Origin of the sequence: Streptomyces sp. P9-A4, from assembly GCF_036634195.1 — a bacterium.
In the GTDB taxonomy this organism is placed as follows: Bacteria; Actinomycetota; Actinomycetes; order Streptomycetales; family Streptomycetaceae; genus Streptomyces.
Window position 1 is genome coordinate 305870 of record NZ_JAZIFY010000001.1, and the last position, 16075, is coordinate 321944.

At 72.7% G+C, this 16075-nt stretch carries 12 protein-coding genes and 1 pseudogene; 7 read left to right on the forward strand and 6 right to left on the reverse strand.

The genetic code is table 11. The annotated features are described in order from the left end of the window. The first annotated feature begins 85 nt into the window (after window positions 1–85). Both V4Y03_RS01430 and V4Y03_RS33820 read left to right on the forward strand, forming a co-directional pair. Window positions 86–442: a DUF805 domain-containing protein gene (locus tag V4Y03_RS01430; RefSeq protein WP_332433646.1), complete on the forward strand. Its 357-nt coding sequence runs from the start codon at window positions 86–88 to the stop codon at window positions 440–442. 192 nt (window positions 443–634) lie between these two features. Then, window positions 635–1140: pseudogene (locus V4Y03_RS33820) on the forward strand (GNAT family N-acetyltransferase); the annotation flags it as partial. Window positions 1141–1270: 130 nt separating this feature from the next. Here the strand turns inward: V4Y03_RS33820 and V4Y03_RS01445 are convergent. From V4Y03_RS01445 to V4Y03_RS01455, 3 genes are all read right to left on the reverse strand, one after another. After that, window positions 1271–2209, reverse strand: coding sequence for a carbohydrate kinase family protein (locus V4Y03_RS01445; RefSeq protein WP_332433649.1), 939 nt, complete (start codon window positions 2207–2209; stop codon window positions 1271–1273). Window positions 2210–2273: 64 nt separating this feature from the next. Further along, a complete protein-coding gene (locus V4Y03_RS01450; protein WP_332433651.1) occupies window positions 2274–2804 on the reverse strand; it encodes a GNAT family N-acetyltransferase in 531 nt (176 codons plus the stop codon). An 82-nt stretch (window positions 2805–2886) separates the two neighbouring features. Then, window positions 2887–3333 (reverse strand): DUF1772 domain-containing protein, encoded by a 447-nt coding sequence (locus V4Y03_RS01455; protein ID WP_332433652.1) that lies wholly within the window; start codon window positions 3331–3333, stop codon window positions 2887–2889. An 89-nt stretch (window positions 3334–3422) separates the two neighbouring features. Here V4Y03_RS01455 and V4Y03_RS01460 point away from each other — a divergent pair, with 89 nt between their 5' ends. Then, complete coding sequence (locus V4Y03_RS01460; protein WP_332433653.1) at window positions 3423–4001, forward strand: TetR/AcrR family transcriptional regulator; 579 nt, start codon at window positions 3423–3425, stop codon at window positions 3999–4001. A gap of 240 nt (window positions 4002–4241) precedes the next feature. Here the strand turns inward: V4Y03_RS01460 and V4Y03_RS01465 are convergent, their stop codons facing one another. Together V4Y03_RS01465 and V4Y03_RS01470 are read right to left on the reverse strand one after the other, a co-directional pair. Then, window positions 4242–5384, reverse strand: coding sequence for a hypothetical protein (locus V4Y03_RS01465; protein ID WP_332433654.1), 1143 nt, complete (start codon window positions 5382–5384; stop codon window positions 4242–4244). Between the two features lie 136 nt (window positions 5385–5520). Further along, a complete protein-coding gene (locus V4Y03_RS01470; RefSeq protein ID WP_332433655.1) occupies window positions 5521–6633 on the reverse strand; it encodes a hypothetical protein in 1113 nt (370 codons plus the stop codon). Window positions 6634–6959: 326 nt separating this feature from the next. On the opposite strand from V4Y03_RS01470, the gene V4Y03_RS01475 reads away from it, so the two are divergent. Continuing rightward, window positions 6960–8438 (forward strand): PP2C family protein-serine/threonine phosphatase, encoded by a 1479-nt coding sequence (locus V4Y03_RS01475; RefSeq protein ID WP_332433657.1) that lies wholly within the window; start codon window positions 6960–6962, stop codon window positions 8436–8438. Window positions 8439–8493: 55 nt separating this feature from the next. Here V4Y03_RS01475 and V4Y03_RS01480 read toward each other — a convergent pair whose 3' ends face one another. Next, entirely contained in the window at window positions 8494–9987 is a 1494-nt protein-coding gene (locus V4Y03_RS01480) for a DNA-binding protein NsdB (protein WP_332433659.1), read from the reverse strand. Window positions 9988–10221: 234 nt separating this feature from the next. Here V4Y03_RS01480 and V4Y03_RS01485 point away from each other — a divergent pair, with 234 nt between their 5' ends. The 3 genes from V4Y03_RS01485 (at window position 10222) to V4Y03_RS01495 (ending at window position 16019) form a co-directional block, all read left to right on the forward strand. Further along, a complete protein-coding gene (locus tag V4Y03_RS01485) occupies window positions 10222–11349 on the forward strand; it encodes an aminoglycoside phosphotransferase family protein (RefSeq protein ID WP_317878076.1) in 1128 nt (375 codons plus the stop codon). Between the two features lie 365 nt (window positions 11350–11714). After that, window positions 11715–13661, forward strand: a complete 1947-nt coding sequence (locus tag V4Y03_RS01490; RefSeq protein WP_332433661.1) for an N-acetylmuramoyl-L-alanine amidase — start codon at window positions 11715–11717, stop codon at window positions 13659–13661. Window positions 13662–13823: 162 nt separating this feature from the next. Continuing rightward, window positions 13824–16019, forward strand: a complete 2196-nt coding sequence (locus V4Y03_RS01495; RefSeq protein ID WP_332433662.1) for a terpene synthase family protein — start codon at window positions 13824–13826, stop codon at window positions 16017–16019. Window positions 16020–16075 lie beyond the last annotated feature (56 nt).

The following is a 16075-nucleotide window of genomic DNA, read 5'->3' on the forward strand; positions in this document are numbered from 1 at the left end:
GTGGTTTCAGCCACCTAAGTTCTGCGTAAAGCTTGCTCCACAGGGACAGGCTCCCGCTCGCATACCCAGTCCTTGGGGGGACAAAGTGAACTGGTACCTCGACGTTCTCAAGAAGTACGCCGTGTTCAACGGCCGCGCGCGCCGCCAGGAATTCTGGATGTTCTTCCTCTTCAACGCGATCGCGGCGATCATCATCATGATCGTCGACATGGCGATCAGCACCTACCCGCTGCTGTACGTGGTCTACTTCCTGGCCATCCTCCTGCCGAGCCTGGGCGTGACGGTCCGCCGCCTGCACGACACCGGCCGCTCGGGCTGGTGGATCCTCATCGACCTGATCCCGCTGGTCGGCGCCATCATCCTGATCGTCTTCCTCGCCACCGAGGGCGACCAGCACGAGAACGCCCACGGCCCGAACCCGAAGCTGGCCCCGGCCTACTGACGGTCCCGTCGTCACGCAGGCCCCCGGAAGGAACTCCTTCCGGGGGCCTTTCGCATGCCGCGACCGCATCGGACCGCATAGAGCCGGTACGGCGCGTTCGCCCGCGCCGCCCTGTGCAGGATGGCGCACGACCGGCCTCCGGGACCCCGCCCAGCCTCGCCGCAACGGCACCAACGAGGGGCGGCACCACCGGTGAACTGGCACATCCACGACTACCGTGAGAGCGATCTCGCGGCCGTCGTCCGTCTGATCGACACCACGGCCGAGCTGGGCCAGGAGTCCGTGTTCTCGCTCGCCGAGTGCATCGGCGCCCTCACCAGCCGCCAGCCCGCCGTCGTCGCGTCCACCAGGGCGCGCCGATCGGGGCCGCGCTCGCCTGTGTCTCCGGCGAGCGGGCCTGGGTGATGCGGATCGCGGTCTCCTCGGCGTGGCGCGGCTGCGGTCTCGCCAGCGCCCTCCTGGTGGAGCTGGAGCGGCGGCTCGTGGCCGCCCGCGCCGGGAGGATCGCGTACGTCCTGCCGGAGGAGAAACTCGTCGGCGAGGGCCTCCTCAACGCCGGGTACACCCGGCAGCCGGCCGTCACGTACTTCGAGAAGGTGGAGCCGCTGCACGGGCCGGCCGCCGGACTCCTCGACGACCTGGGCGGCCGGCTGCTCCCGGGCGACCTGTGGGCCGAGGTCGCCGGGATGGAGCGGGACCTTCTCTCCGTCGGTGGGCGCGCCGGTGACGGCCCGGCCCCCGGGGCGAGCACGGTGGACTACCTGGAGGCCATCGCCGAGTGCCGGCCGACGGTGACGCCGGAGATGGTCGAGCAGTTCGCCTCCTACATCACCACGCACGCCCGGACCTGACCGGGAACTCCCGCCCGGCCGCTTCCAGTTCGGACCGGTCGGGCGGGAGGGCGCCCGACCGCGAGACGGTGACGGCCGCCGCCGCGCCCGCTCTCCGCAGCAGTTCCGCGAGGTACTCGGCGCCGAGGCCGCCGAGGGCCTCCCGCCCCCGTCCGGCGAGGGTGTCCAGGACGGCGGACATGAACGAGTCGCCCGCCCCGACGGTGTCGACGACGGTGACCGGGGGCGCCTCCGCGGCGACCGTGTGGTGCCGGGTGAGGGCGAAGGAGCCGGCCGCGCCCCGGGTGACCAGGACGACGGCCGGACCGAGGGCCAGCCAGCGGGCGGCGACCTCCTGCGGGTCCTCGCCCGGGTACAGCCAGGCCAGGTCCTCGTCGCTCGCCTTGACGAGGTCGGCGAGGGCGACGCAGCGCTCGACGCGGGCGACGGCCGCCACCTGCTCCCCCATCAGTTCGGGCCGTACGTTGGGGTCGTAGCTGACCGTGGCCCGGTCCCGTAGCCGCTCGGCCTCCGCGAGGACGGTGTCCGCGCCGGGGGCGATGACGGCGGCGATCGAGCCGATGTGCACATGGGCCGGCGCGGGCGCCGCCGCCGCTCCGGCCGACAGGGTCCAGGCGATGTCGAAGGTGTACGCGGCCCGGCCGTGCGCGTCGAGGCCGACGACCGCCGACGGGGTGCGGGCGGCTGTGCCACCGACCTCCACCCGTACGCCCGCGCCCGTGAGGTGGTCCGCGATCAGCCGTCCGTGGGGGTCGTCGGCGAGCTGGGTGAGCAGGGTGACGTCCCGGCCGAGGCGGGCGAGGCCGTAGGCGACGTTGGCGGGGCTGCCGCCCGGGTGGACCCGGTCGGCGGCGCCGGAGCCCGGCGGGGCCGGCACGATGTCGGCGACGCACTCGCCGATCACCAGGAAGGACATGGGTCAGAGCTCCTTGGCACAGGTCGGGCCCCGAGGACGTTCGGGGCGACGCGGGTCGGCCGGGTCAGCTTCGGCGCCGGTAGAGGACCTGGTGGGCCTCGTACTCGACGAAGGACGAGACATGCGTCATCCCGACATCCTCCAGGAGGCGCCGGGAGGGGTGGTTCGCCTGCTGGGTCAGCGCGACCACACTGGGGGTCTCGCTGAGCGTGATGTCGAGGACGGCCGCGACGGCCTCCCGTGCGTAGCCCCTGCCCCAGTGCTCGGGCAGGAACTGGTACGAGATCTCCGTCTCCCCGTCCCGCGCCCCGGGCTCCACCGTCACCAGCCCGAGCAGCACACCGTCGGCCGCCCGCACGACCGCGTGCACGCCCGGCGCGCCCACCACGCGCCACTGCCGGATCCGCACGACGTGCTCGGTGACCGGCCCACCCAGATGCCGCCTGACCTCTGGATCCGTCCACAGCCGGGTGACGGCGGGAACGTCGCCCGCACGCACGGGCCGCAGCAGCAGCCGCTCGGTGGTGAAGGGAAGCGGCGGGGAGGGGACGGGCGGCGAGGCCGTGCCGGGGGCCGGGGTCGAGGAGGCGGGCATGGTCCGATCATCTCAGCCCGGCGGGGTGCCGAGGGTTACGGGCCCGGGGCGCGCGCCGCCGGGCCCGTATCGGCCCCCGGGCTCAGACGAGGGCGGCGACCAGCAGGGCGAAGGCGGCGACGAGGACGGCGACGCGGACGTAGTGGAAGCGGACCCACCGGTTCACCTGCTCCTTCCAGTCCTCGGGCCGGTTCTCGGGGGTCCACGTCCTGTTCCGGTTGTTGATCGGAACGAGCAGCAGGATCGACATGACCACGGCGAGGATCAGCAGCGCGCCGGCGATGACGACCAGGCCGATGCCGTCGTGGTGCCATCCGGCGACGGCCCAGACCGCGACGAGGGCGAGCGAGCCGATGTACCAGACCGGCATCGCGGCGCCGAGCATCCGGCCCCCGTGGGCGTGGCCGAGCTGGCGACTGTCCTCGGGCAGGGCGTTGAGGATCGGGTTCATGACGAAGGCGACGGCGAACTCCACCCCCACCATCACCCCGAAGACCACGGTGGTGACGACCTCGAGTGCGTTGAGCATGATGACCCCTCTGGATCTAGCAGCGCTAGGTGATGTGGCAACGCTAGTACTACTGCCGCTCGCTTGTCTAGCGGTGCTAGGATCGAATCATGTCGGTACAAGAACGCAAGCAGCGTGAAAGGGCGGACCGCGAGCGCCTCATCGTGGCGACGGCCCGCGAACTCGCCGAGCAGCAGGGCTGGGACGCGGTCACCACCCGCCGGCTCGCCGAGCGCATCGAATACAGCCAGCCCGTCCTCTACAGCCACTTCCGCGGCAAGCGCGAGATCATCGGCGCCGTCGCCCTCCAGGGCGCCACCGAGATGGCCGTGGCCCTGCGGGAAGCGACCGCCGGCGCGGACGGTCCGCGCGCCCGGGTCGCCGCCCTCGCCCGCGGCTACCTCGACTTCGCCGAGCGCAACCCGGCGGTCTACGACGCCCTGTTCCAGCTCGACGGCGGCCTGGCGTACGCACGGGAGGACACCCCGGCACCTCTCAAGGACGCCTTCGCCGCCCTGCTGGAGTGCCTCGGCGAGGTCGCCGGGGACGGCGTCCACCCAGGAGTGTTCACCGAGGTGTTCTGGGCTTCCCTGCACGGGATCGCCACCCTGACCCGGGCGGGACGGCTGCCGCCCGAGGACACCGGGCAGAGGGTGGAACTGCTGGTGGACCGCCTCGCCGTGCTCTGAAGGAGCCGACCGGGCCGCAGTCGAGGACCGCGTATGCGGCCATGGGACACGGTGGAGTGAATGATCATCCGGAACCTGGCGCGTCATCGACGGTGACTGTCCGGGCGTGGAGCGTAACGATCACTCGCTCGACACGGGAGGGCTGTCTGTTCCAGATGAGGACGCCCTCACCGGCCCTACGGGCGGCCGGTGCCGGATCCGGGCGATCCGGCCGCGTCGAGGCGCGCCGGGTCCGCACGGTCACTTCAGTTCGACGCCCTTCACGGACATCTTCGTCGCCTTGTAGGCGTTCGAGGAGAGGACCGTGGAGGGCCCTCCGCCCTTCGGCACCTCCACCACCGCCGTCACGCTCCACACCTCCTCGATGGTGCTCCACTTCCGGCCGGCCCGGCCCAGCAGGACTTCGGTGTCGCTGCCCTCGTTCGTCGAGATCCAGTCCGCCGGGGTGCGGCCCCGGTCGTGGAAGGTCCCTTCGAGGGTGCAGGTGACCAGCGAACCGCCGTTGTCCAGCCGGAACACCGGCAGCGCCTGCCCCACCGGCCGGTAGGTGAAGTCCCGTACGAGCTGCTTCTCGTGCCAGCCGTTGAAGAAGTCGACCAGCTTGCTGGTGAACTCGCCCCGTACGAAGTACGGGCTGTCGGACTTCCCCCCGGGCACGGTGAAGCTCAGGAACTCCGCGTACTTCCCGCACACGGCGGCGTCCGCCGCCCCGGTCGGTGACAGTTCGGCCCGCCCCGACGCCCCACGGGCCGGGGACGGCAGAACCTTCGGCCGCAGCGCGAGGACGCCCTTCTCCGGCGACGGATCGGGCGCCGGTGCCGATGTGCCAGGCGTGCCCGCCGGAGGCTCGGTCACCACCCAGGTGGCCACCACGGCCCGCCACCCCTCGCCGTCGCCTCCACGCACGAAGTAGTGCAGGACGGAGGACCGGTCCGACTCCTGCCCCTGTCTCTTGCTCAGCACGGCGAAGCCCTGCGGAGCGGACTCCCCAGCCCCGGCTCCTGTCCCCGACCCCGCCGCCGGGACCAGGAACACCGGCCTCACATAGCGGACCGGCGTGTCCTTGTCCCCCTTCGCCACGCGCAGCCGGGCCTCGGCGCGGCTCTCCTCAAGAAGCCGGCCACCCTCGATACGGGCCGTCGCCTCGAGATCCCCCTTGGCGTCGGCCGCGGCGTTCTCCCGGACGTACTTCTCGAAGACCTGCCGTGCCAGCGCTTCCGTCAGCACCGGTTCCGCACCGCTCGAAGCGCTGCCCGAGGTACTGCCCGGGGTGCCGCCCGTCGTGCCGTCCGCGCCGCCTCCCGAGGTGCACCCGACCAGGACCGCGCCCAGGAGGGCGAGCGCCCCCAGCACCCCCGGTGTCCGTACGTGTCCCACGATCATCGACAACTCCCCCGTCACGGCCTCGTATTGAGGCGATCATAGAGAGCCGCGGGTCAGCGCCGCCTCGACCGCCCGCCAGTCCGTCACCGTGTGCGCCGCTCCCCCGGTGTCCCGTACGGCGATGACACCGCGCGCCTCAGGTCATGCGGCGGGTGAGCGCCGCCAGGGCTCCCGGCTGGCGGCCCGGGACCCGTCGGCGCAGGGCGACGAGCGCGGGGCCGAGGGCTCGGGCGCGCTCCGGGTCGTCGGTCTGCTCCCACTGGTGGTGCGCCCGGTCCACGGCCCCTTCGACGTCCGGGTCGTCCGTCCGCTGGCCCAGGCCGAGCCGGGCCTCGGCGGCGACCAGCCACAGTTCGCAGCTGCGGGCGGGTTCCCCCGCGAGGCGCGCGAGGTCGGCGCGCACCTCCGTCCAGTGGACGGCCTCCACGGAGCGGGGCCCGTGGTGGCGCAGGGCCTCGCGTTCCCAGGCAGCGGCCACCGACGCGGCCTCGCCGTGGCGGCCGGCCATGGCGGCGGCCAGGATCGCGGGGTGCGGGTCCTGTTCCACGACCGGCCCGGGAGCGGGAACGGCGGCCGGGCCCAGGAGCGTCTGGTCCGGTGTCAGGGAGGCGGTCAGGGCGGCGGACTCCGCGTGGAGCGTGGCGTACGGGAGCCGGACCCCCGAGCGCCACAGTTCCGCCCAGGAGCGGAGGTAGTCGGGCGTGGTCGTCCCCCCTCGGCGCGGGGGCGCCGTCACCCTCCCGTAGAGGGTCGGACCCGGTCCGAGGTGCAGGAGGTCCGGTGCGGCGGCGAGGCGTTCCCACGCATCGGGGTCGGCCGCGAGGTCCGCGACGACGGTCGTGGTGCCGGGGGGCCGTACGCTCAGCTCGCCGACGAGCCAGTGCCAGGGCAGCGCGGTGTAGCGGAGGGTCGCGGTGGTGGTGCGGGCGAGCGCGAGGTGGGGCAGCCGCTGCCGGCGGTCGAGATGGAGCTGCCCGGCGAGGCAGACGAGCAGGGGGCCGGGGCTCGCGGCGGCGGCGCGGAGCCGGGTGAGCACGGTCTGCGGGTCGAGGGGGTCGGCGAGTTCGACGACCGTCGCGGTGGCGGTGCCGGTGAGGGCACCGGGCGGCACGGCGGCGAGGGCCGGGAGCACGGACGCGGCGTCCATGACGCGCCCCCGCCCGGCGGGCGCGGCGGCGAGCAGCAGGGCGGTGCCGACGGGGGCGGCGGGCGCCGGCGACGCTCCACGTACCTCATCCGTCACACCCATGACCCCTGTCACCGCCGTCACCTCCGTCGCTGCCGAAACCGCTGTAACCGCCGCCCCCACCAGGTCCGTTGTCCCGCTCGCTCCCGTCGCTCCCGGGACCCCCGTGCGGGTGCCCAATGTGCCGATTCCGTCGTCGTTCACCACCCCCGCACCGTAACCCGTCGTGGCCTGGCCGATAATCGCCGGGCCTTTGGCATATGTCAGAAGCACCACCGGATCGAGTGTTGCCAAAGCACTTACAGGCTGTCTCGGCCTGTGCAACAGTCGTATGCGGGCCTCCCTTTCCCCCTTGGCCTGGCCGTGCCGCGCCTGTATCGGAGTACGACATGCCGTCCCCTCTGTTCGCGGACCGCCCCGCCCACCAGCCGGAGCCGGGCGCCGTCGACGCGCTCATCTCGCAGACCCGCCGCCTCCGCGGCGAGCTGGTCGCCGTCCGCCAGGACGCCGTGGCGAACGAGGACGATCCCCGCCGACGCTGGCAGCGTGCCCTCTGTGACCTCGCGGTTCACCAGCTCGACGACCTCGGCGCCCACTTGGGCCAGCTCCGGGCCGGCGTGCCGGAGGAACTCGCCCCCGACGCCGACATCGAGCCCGTCACCGACACCGATCCGGCCATCCCGCACGTGGCCGACCCCGGTGCCGCGTACGGCGAACCCGCCCCGGCCCGCACCGGTTCGCTGCTCTCCCGCGTCGGCAGCGCCGAGTGGAACCTGCTCACGGACGAGGTCAGCTGGTCCGAAGAGCTGTTCCAGATCTTCGGACGCGCGCGCGAGAGCGGCGCGATGTCGCTGGACGAGATGCCGACGATGGTGTTCGTCGACGACCAGCCGGTGCTGCAGGGCATGGTGACGGACTGCCTGATCGACGGGAAGCCGATCGACGGCGAGTTCCGGATCATCCGGACCGACGGAACGGTCCGCACCGTCCACATGACGGGCGAGCCCGTCCTCGACGCCGACGGCTGCACCGCCTCCATGTGGGCCGTCCTCCGCGACGTCAGCGCACTCCGGCGCAGCCAGCGCGCGGTCCGGGAGAGCCGGGACACCCTGGAGCTCAGCCGCCACATCGAGCAGACCGAGCGGCGGGTCGCCGTCGAGCTCCAGGAGGCCGTACTGCCGCCGTGGCGCGGCTCGCTGCGGTTCGCGCACGACGGCCCCGCCCCGCTGGACGTCGCCGCCCACTACCTCCCGGCCGCCACCACCGGTCTGATCGGCGGCGACTGGTACGACGCCCTGGCACTGCCCGACGGGGACGCACTGCTCACCGTCGGTGATCTGACGGGCCACGGGGTCGCCGCGACCTCGTCGATGGCGATGCTCCTCGGCGCACTGCGCGGCATGGCCGTCGCCGGGATCCGCCCCGCCGCGCTCATGGGGCATCTGAACCAGCTCCTGGAGACCGCCGCGCAGCCCGCGCTCGGGAGCGCGATGTGCTGCCGGTACGACCCGGTGGCCCAGACCCTCACGTGGTCGCAGTCCGGTCACCCCGCCCCGCTGCTGTTCCGCGACGGGACGGGGCACGTCCTCCGGCGCCCCGAAGGCGTCCTGCTCGGGGCGACGACCGGCGCGGTGTACGGCGAGGCCGAGACCCGGCTGCTCCCCGGGGACGTCCTCGTCCTGCACACCGACGGCCTGACCCGCGGCAGCGCAACGGACGACGACACCGGCGCGCGGCGTCTGCTCGCTCTCGGACACCGGCTCGCCGACGCACGGGACGCGCAGGACGGGGTCCGCGCGGTGGTCGAGGAGTTCGGCGAGGAAGAGCGCGAGGACGACGCCTGCGTGATGGTGGTACGGGTCGGTTGAGGGTGGCACGGATCGGTTGAGGGCGGGCTCGCCCGTACTCAACAAGCCCGGCCCCTCAGGCCTCGCCCGTCCTCGGCCGGTTGACCGGGGACATCGGCAGGACCTCCTCCATCTCCTCGCGCAGGCCGTCGATCGTCGTGTACCCGGCGTACTGCCCGGTGAGCCGGTACATCTCCCGGAGCCGGTCCCAGGTGCGGTGCGACGAGGTCTTGCCCATCGAGATCAGGGCCAGCCTGGCGTAGCGGTCGGCCTGCTCCGGGTCGTCGGCGATGAAGCAGGCCGAAGCCATCGAGATGTGATCGAAGAGCTTCGACCGGTCGTGGCCGCCGCGTCGCAGTTCCAGCGCCAGCTTGGCATGGTGCTGGGCCGGCACCGCGGCGGTCGCGTCGTGATCCGCGAGGGTGCGGTAGGCGAGGGCCTGCATGCCGTGCATGTCCGCCTCGTCGAAGTTCTGCATCCAGCTCGGCGTCTTCTCGTCGTGCCGGTCGGAGACGAACAGCTCCTCGGCCTCGCCGAGGGTGCGGCGCATCGCCTGCCCGCGGCCCATCGAGGCCTGCGCCCAGGCCTCGATCGTGTGGAACATGGCCTGGGTGCGGGGCAGCACCCGCTCGCCCGAACCGTCCTTGGCGAGCTTCATGAGGTCGAGGGCGTCATCGGGACGGCCCAGATGCACCATCTGCCGGGCCGCTCTGGAGAGCGCCTCGCCGGCCCGGGGCCGGTCGCCGCCCTCGCGGGCCGCGTGGGCGGCGATCACGAAGTACTTCTGCGCCGTGGGTTCGAGGCCCACGTCGTGGGACATCCAGCCCGCGAGGACCGCCAGGTTGGCGGCGACGCCCCACAGGCGCCGCTGGAGGTGGTCGGCATGGCGGTAGGCGAGCATGCCGCCCACCTCGTTGAGCTGGCCCACCACGGCCTTGCGCTGGAGACCGCCGCCCCGGGAGGCGTCCCAGGCGCGGAACACCTCCACCGAGTGCTCCAGGGCCTCGATCTCCTGCGACCCGATGGGGGCCGCCTCGTACCGGTCGAACCCGGCGGGGTCGGCGTGCAGGGGGTCGGTGGCCCGCTGGGGGGAGGACTGGCGTGCGGGGTCGTTCTGCAGCCAGTCGTGCATGGCGTTGCTGAGTACGGAGCCGGCGGCAAGCGCGGCACCCGCGCCCACCAGGCCGCGTCGGTTGAGCATGAGGTCCATTCCCGTGAATTCGGTGAGGACCGCCGCCGTACGATCGGGTGCCCAGGGCAGCCCGTCAGGGTTGTCCGTCTTCCTGACGTCCCGCTGCTTTCCGCTGCGCCCGTGTCGTACGAACCCGAGGTCCTCGATGGTCACGACACGGCCGAGTCGCTCGGTGAACAGTGCTGCCAGCACCCTGGGCACGGGATCGCGCGGGGTCTCGCCCCGGTCGATCCACCGCCGCACCCGCGAGGTGTCCGTCGCCAGCTGGGGGTGGCCGATGGCCGCCGCCTGCCGGTTGACGAGTCTCGCGAGCTCGCCCTTGGACCATCCGGCCAGGCCGAACAGGTCTGCAAGGCGGGTGTTGGTTTGTCCGGTCACGTCTAAGCCCCCAGGTTCTCGGCTGAGTTGACAGTAGCCCTCTGTCATAGGCCTGGCGACAATTCGCCAGGGTTCGCCAGGGTGCGCTGGATGTTCCGCCACCCGCGCCCGGGTGTCAGGTAGGAGCGCGCCACCCCGCCCCGCCGACCGGCCCTCATTCCCCAGGGTGCGGACCCGGGGGCGGGCGGGGCGACGCACGCAACTCGTCGGCACACGAAGGGATCTGTCACCTCCATGTACACAGCATCGTCCTCCGTGTCCGCCCCGCCCCGGCCGCAGCACCGCATCCTCCCGGCCGGCGCCGGTCCGTACCTCGCCCCCGTCCCGCAGGCCGTCCGGCCGCGGCGCTGGGCCGGCGGCACGGGCACCCAGCCGATCAGCGGGAGACTCGACCTGTCCGGCCCTCAGGGTGCGCAGCTGAAGATGGCGATCGCCTCGGTCCACCGGATCTGCCCGGAGTTCAATCCGGTGCAGGTGCTGCGGCGCAGCGGGCGTTCCGTACTCATCGTCGGGACGACCGGGCGGACCACGGCGGTCGCGAAGTGTTTACTGGACCACTCCCCGGCCTGGGTCGAGCGGTTCCGGCACGAGATAGCGTCCTACCGCTCCTTCGTCCGCCACCGTCCGCCCGTGCGGGCGCCGCGGCTGATCGCGGCGGACCCGGAGAACTGCACGCTGGTGATCGAGCGGATGCCCGGACGGGCGGCGGCGCTCTCGCGCCACCCCGTCGAGGCGCCGCCCCGGGCCGATGTGCGGGCCGCGCTCGGCGCCATCGCCCGCCTCAACGCCTGGCGCCCGCCGGCCGGAACCTTCGACGCGCCGCTCGACTACGGGACGCGGATCGCGCGCTTCCACGAGCTCGGGCTGTTCACGGACCGCGACCGGGACGATCTGCAGAAGCTGCTGCACGGTCTGGCGCAGGCGGGCGGCCGTCAGGGCATGGGCCAGTTCTGTCACGGTGACGCCCTGCTCTCCAACATCCTCCTCTCCCCCGCCGGGCCGGTCCTCGTCGACTGGGAGCACGCGGGCTGGTACCTGCCCGGCTACGACCTGGCGACGCTGTGGGCGGTGCTCGGTGACGCTCCGCCGGCCCGCCGTCAGATCAGCCAGCTCGCCCAGCAGGCGGGTCCCGCCTCCCGGGACGCCTTCCTGGTGAACCTGATGATCGTCCTGACGCGGGAGATCCGTACCTACGAGACGGCGGTGCAGCGCACTATGAAGGAGGCTCCGCCGGCGGGTTCCGTGCCGGTGCCGACGGGTGCGCTCGCGCCCGGTGAGGAACAGCGGCTGCTCCTGAGGCGGCTGCACGACGACTGCGCCATGGCACGGCGGGCCGTGCGCGCGGCGGTCGGGACGCGCTGAGGCGCGGGAACCGACCGACGACACGGGGGTGGGTGCGCCGTGCGCCCGGTGCCGACACACCGGGACGCGGCGCATCGCTGCGTCCGCCGCCGAGCCGCCGCCGCGGCGGCGGAGCCAATGGTCCACTCCACTGACGCGTCCCAGGCCCGGGACCCATCTCCGCGAAACTCCGCCGGATGGCCTCCATTCCCGCTCTGACGTGGGAACTTCCATGGATGCAGGCGTGATTGACGGATCGTTCGGGAGCCGATACCCCTGTACGGGTTCGGTCCCGCACGCCCCCGTGTCACCCCCTGCCTCTGGAGGCTGCCTTGCTCCGTCCCTCGACCACGAGACGTACACCGTCTCCCCGTGTCCCGAGGGCGGTGGGCGTGCTCGCGTCCGCCGCCCTGCTGCTCCCGCTGCTCTCCGCCGCCCCGCCGGCCGGTGCCGAGGTACCCGAGGCGGGTGTCCTCCAGGGACAGTTCGCCCGCGCTGCCGCCCACCACGGCGTACCCGAGAGCGTGCTGCTCGCCGTCTCCTACCTCCAGTCCCGCTGGGACACCCACGGTGGTGCGCCGAGCGTGACCGGCGGCTACGGACCGATGCACCTGACGGACGCGGTGACGGCGCTGGCCTCGGCCGCCCCGCACCACTCGGAGGGCGAGGAGGACGCGCGCGGCGACGACTCCCGCGCCCTGCGCCCGGCGGCCTCCGGCGACCCGGCCGTACCGGCCGCCTCGGCCTCCTCGCCGGCCCCGGCGTCGCTGCCCCCGCGGCTGCGGACCCTGGAGCGGGCGTCCGAGCTGTCCGGCATTCCGGCCGAGGAGCTGCGCACCGGCACGGAGGCGAACATCGAGGGCGGGGCGGCGCTGCTCGCGGCGGCTCAGCGGGAGTCCGGGCTTCCGGCGAGCGCGGACCCGGCCGACTGGTACGGGGCGGTGGCCCGGTACTCCGGCGCTGACGACTCGGCGACGGCGGCCACGTACGCGAACGACGTCTTCGACGTGATCAGGACCGGCGAGTCCCGGACCACGGACAGCGGGCAGCTGGTGACGCTGCCGGCCGCGCCGTCGGTCGCGCCCGCCACCGAGCAGATGACGGCCCTGGGGCTGCGCCGGCCGGCCGGCGGCCCGGTGGAGTGCCCGCCCACGGTCGCGTGCGAGTGGGTCCCGGCGCCGTACGAGGAGTTCGGCGACGGCGACTACGGCAACCACGACAAGGCGAACCGCCCGGCCTCGCAGTCGATCGACTACATCGTCATCCATGACACCGAGGCCGACTGGGGCACCACCCTGAAGCTGGTGCAGGACCCGACGTACGTCTCGTGGCAGTACTCGCTGCGCTCCTCCGACGGGCACGTCGCCCAGCACCTGTCGCTCAAGGACGTCGGCTGGCACGCGGGCAACTGGTTCGTGAACGCCAAGTCGGTGGGGCTGGAGCACGAGGGCTTCCTGACCTCGCCGGACTCCTGGTACACGGAGGCGATGTACCGGTCGTCGGCGCGGCTGGTGCGGTACCTCGCCGCCCGGTACGGCATCCCGCTGGACCGGCAGCACATCCTGGGCCACGACAACGTCCCGGGCACGGTCTCGTCCTCGATCAAGGGCATGCACACGGACCCGGGTCCGTACTGGGACTGGGCGCACTACTTCCGGCTGCTCGGCCGGCCGATCACGCCCAGCGCGGGCCCGGACGCCGGGGTGGTGACGATCCGGCCGGAGTACAGCGGCCACCAGCCGGTCTACACGGGCTGCACGACGGCCGGCACCGCGTGCGTGCCGCACGGCAGCGGTGCGGTGCGCCTCCACACCGCGCCGGGCGCGGACGCGCCCCTGGTGAAGGACATCGGTCTGCGGCCCGGCGGGCAGGACTCGACCACCGGGGTCAACGACACCGGGGCACGTGCCTCGACCGGGCAGAGCTACGCGGTGGCGGAGCGCCGGGGCGACTGGACGGCGATCTGGTACCTCGGGCAGAAGGCCTGGTTCCACAACCCCGCGAAGGAGCCGGCCGCGGTGAACGCGCGGGGGCTGGTCCTGACGCCCCGCGAGGGTCTGGCGGAGGTGCCGGTGTACGGGCGGGCGTACCCGGAGGCCTCGGCGTACCCGGCGGGCGTGCCGGTGCAGTCGGTGTCGCCGCTGCCGTACAGGCTGCTCGCCGGGCAGCGGTACGTGGTGGGAGACCGGACCCCGGGCGAGTACTTCTTCGCGCCGGTGTTCGACACCGGCGGGCACCGGGTGGTGCGCGGCCAGGAGGAGTACTACGAGATCCAGTTCGGCCATCGTGTGGCCTTTGTGAAGGCCGCTGACGTGCGGGTTTCCCGGGCCTGACGGGGAGCTGGCCGAAAGGCGCGGGGTGGTGCCGGACATCGGGTCCGGCACCACCCCTTCGGCGTTCATATGACTATTCAGGAGATCGCGTGCGCCGTACGGGCGACGGGTAAAGGTGGGCCGGACAACCTGCGTTCTGCTCACCGGAAGGCCCCTCAGCGCATGCCTCAGCCCTTCGTTATGCCGGATTTCTATGTTCCGTATCCGGCGCGGCTCAATCCCCATGTGGATACCGCCCGCACCCATACCCGGGACTGGGCGCGGGAGATGGGGATGCTGGAGGGCTCGGGGGTCTGGGAGCAGGAGGACCTCGATTCCCATGACTACGCCCTGCTGTGCGCGTACACCCACCCGGACTGCGACGCGGAGGCCCTGGACCTCGTCACGGACTGGTACACGTGGGTGTTCTTCTTCGACGACCACTTCCTCGAGGTCTTCAAGCGCACCCAGGACCGGGCCGGCGGCAAGACGTATCTGGACCGGCTGCCGCTGTTCATGCCGGCGGACCCGGCGGAGGGCATGCCCGAGCCCACCAACCCGGTCGAGGCAGGGCTCGCCGACCTCTGGCGGCGGACCGTTCCCTCGATGTCGGAGGGCTGGCGGGTGCGGTTCGCGGAGGCGACCGAGCACCTGCTCAACGAGTCGCTCTGGGAGCTGGACAACATCAACGAGGGGCGCGTCGCGAACCCCGTCGAGTACATCGAGATGCGGCGCAAGGTGGGCGGAGCGCCCTGGTCGGCCGGGCTCGTCGAGTACGCGGCGGGCGCGGAGGTCCCCGAACGGGTCGCGCACTCCCGCCCGTTGAGGGTCCTCAGGGACGCCTTCTCGGACGCCGTGCACCTGCGCAACGACCTCTTCTCCTACCAGCGGGAGGTGGAGGACGAGGGCGAGAACAGCAACGGCGTGCTGGTCCTGGAACGCTTCCTCGGCTGTACGACGCAGGAGGCGGCCGATGCCGTCAACGACCTGCTGACCTCGCGGATCCAGCAGTTCGAGAACACGGCCCTGACCGAGGTGCCGCCGCTCGCCGTCGAGAAGGGCCTCGGGCCGGACGAGGTCGCGGCCGTCGCGGCGTACGCCAAGGGGCTCCAGGACTGGCAGTCCGGCGGCCACGAGTGGCACATGCGCTCCAGCCGGTACATGAACGAGGGCATGGTCGCCGGGCCCTCGCGGCTCGACGGGGTCATCGGCACCTCCGCGCTCGACATCCGCACCCTCTTCGGCCGCCCCGCCGCCTCCCGGCTGCGGACGCTCACCCACACGCCCCGGCACGTCGGGCCCTCCCTGCTGCCGGAGTTCGACCTGCCGTACCCGCTGACGCTCAGCCCCCACCACCATGAGGCGCGGCGGCGCTCCCTGGACTGGGCCGAGCACTGGGGCCTTCTGGACCACATCTGGGACCGGCCGATGGCCGAGGGCTTCGACCTCGCGCTCTGCTCGGCGGGGCTCGACCCGGACGCCACGCCGGAGGAGCTGGAGCTCAACGCCGAGTGGCTGACCTGGGGGACGTACGGGGACGACTACTACCCCTTCTTCTTCGGGCGCTCGCGCGACCTCCGGGGGGCCAAGGAGCAGACCGAGCGCTTCAAGACCTGTATGCCGCTGGAGGACACGGCCGCCGGGGCGGCGCTCGCCGTGAACCCGATGGAGCGGTCGCTCGCCGACCTCTGGCACCGCACCGCCGGCCCCATGCCTCCCGAGGCCCGCGCCCAGCTGCGCACGGCGCTCGACGCCATGCTGGACAGCTGGCTGTGGGAACTGCACAACCAGGCGCAGCACCGGGTGCCCGACCCCGTCGACTACATCGAGATGCGCCGGACCACCTTCGGTTCGGAGCTGACCATGCTGCTGTGCCGGCTGCGCCACACCGAGGAGCTGCCGCCCGAGATCTACCACACCGGCACCGTCCAGGCCCTTGAGCACTCGGTCATGGACTACGCGACGCTCCTCAACGACCTCTTCTCGTACCAGAAGGAGATCGAGGTCGAGGGCGAGGTGCACAACGGCGTGCTCGTCCTGCAGAAGTTCTTCGACTGCGACTACCCGACGGCGGTGTCGATGGTCGACGACCTGATCCGGGGCCGGCTGCGCCAGTACGAGCACCTGAAGAAGAACGAAGTGCCGCTGCTCTACGCCGACTTCGGGCTGGACCGGGCGGGCCGGGCGGCCTTCGAGGCGTATCTGCGGGAGCTGGAGGACTGGCTCGCGGGAATCCTCAACTGGCACCGGAGCGTGCGGCGTTACGGCGCCGAGGACGTCCACGCGGGCAGTGGGACCGCGCTGCTGCGGCGCGGTCCGACGGGGTTGGGCACCTCGGCCGCGCGGCTGTCCGGGCTGCTCGGCGCCGGGGCGCGCTGACACGGCGGAGGGCCGCCGCCGGGAGTTCCCGGCAGCGGCCCTCGTACCCGCCGGGA

Bases quoted from the DNA above. Each gene is read 5' to 3' on its own strand.
- V4Y03_RS01445 (WP_332433649.1), bottom strand. From the start codon at position 2,209: ATGTCCTTCCTGGTGATCGGCGAGTGCGTCGCCGACATCGTGCCGGCC.
- V4Y03_RS01470 (WP_332433655.1), bottom strand. From the start codon at position 6,633: ATGGGTGTGACGGATGAGGTACGTGGAGCGTCGCCGGCGCCCGCCGCC.
- V4Y03_RS01475 (WP_332433657.1), top strand. From the start codon at position 6,960: ATGCCGTCCCCTCTGTTCGCGGACCGCCCCGCCCACCAGCCGGAGCCG.
- V4Y03_RS01460 (WP_332433653.1), top strand. From the start codon at position 3,423: ATGTCGGTACAAGAACGCAAGCAGCGTGAAAGGGCGGACCGCGAGCGC.
- V4Y03_RS01450 (WP_332433651.1), bottom strand. From the start codon at position 2,804: ATGCCCGCCTCCTCGACCCCGGCCCCCGGCACGGCCTCGCCGCCCGTC.
- V4Y03_RS01485 (WP_317878076.1), top strand. From the start codon at position 10,222: ATGTACACAGCATCGTCCTCCGTGTCCGCCCCGCCCCGGCCGCAGCAC.
- V4Y03_RS01495 (WP_332433662.1), top strand. From the start codon at position 13,824: ATGCCTCAGCCCTTCGTTATGCCGGATTTCTATGTTCCGTATCCGGCG.
- V4Y03_RS01455 (WP_332433652.1), bottom strand. From the start codon at position 3,333: ATGCTCAACGCACTCGAGGTCGTCACCACCGTGGTCTTCGGGGTGATG.
- V4Y03_RS01465 (WP_332433654.1), bottom strand. From the start codon at position 5,384: ATGATCGTGGGACACGTACGGACACCGGGGGTGCTGGGGGCGCTCGCC.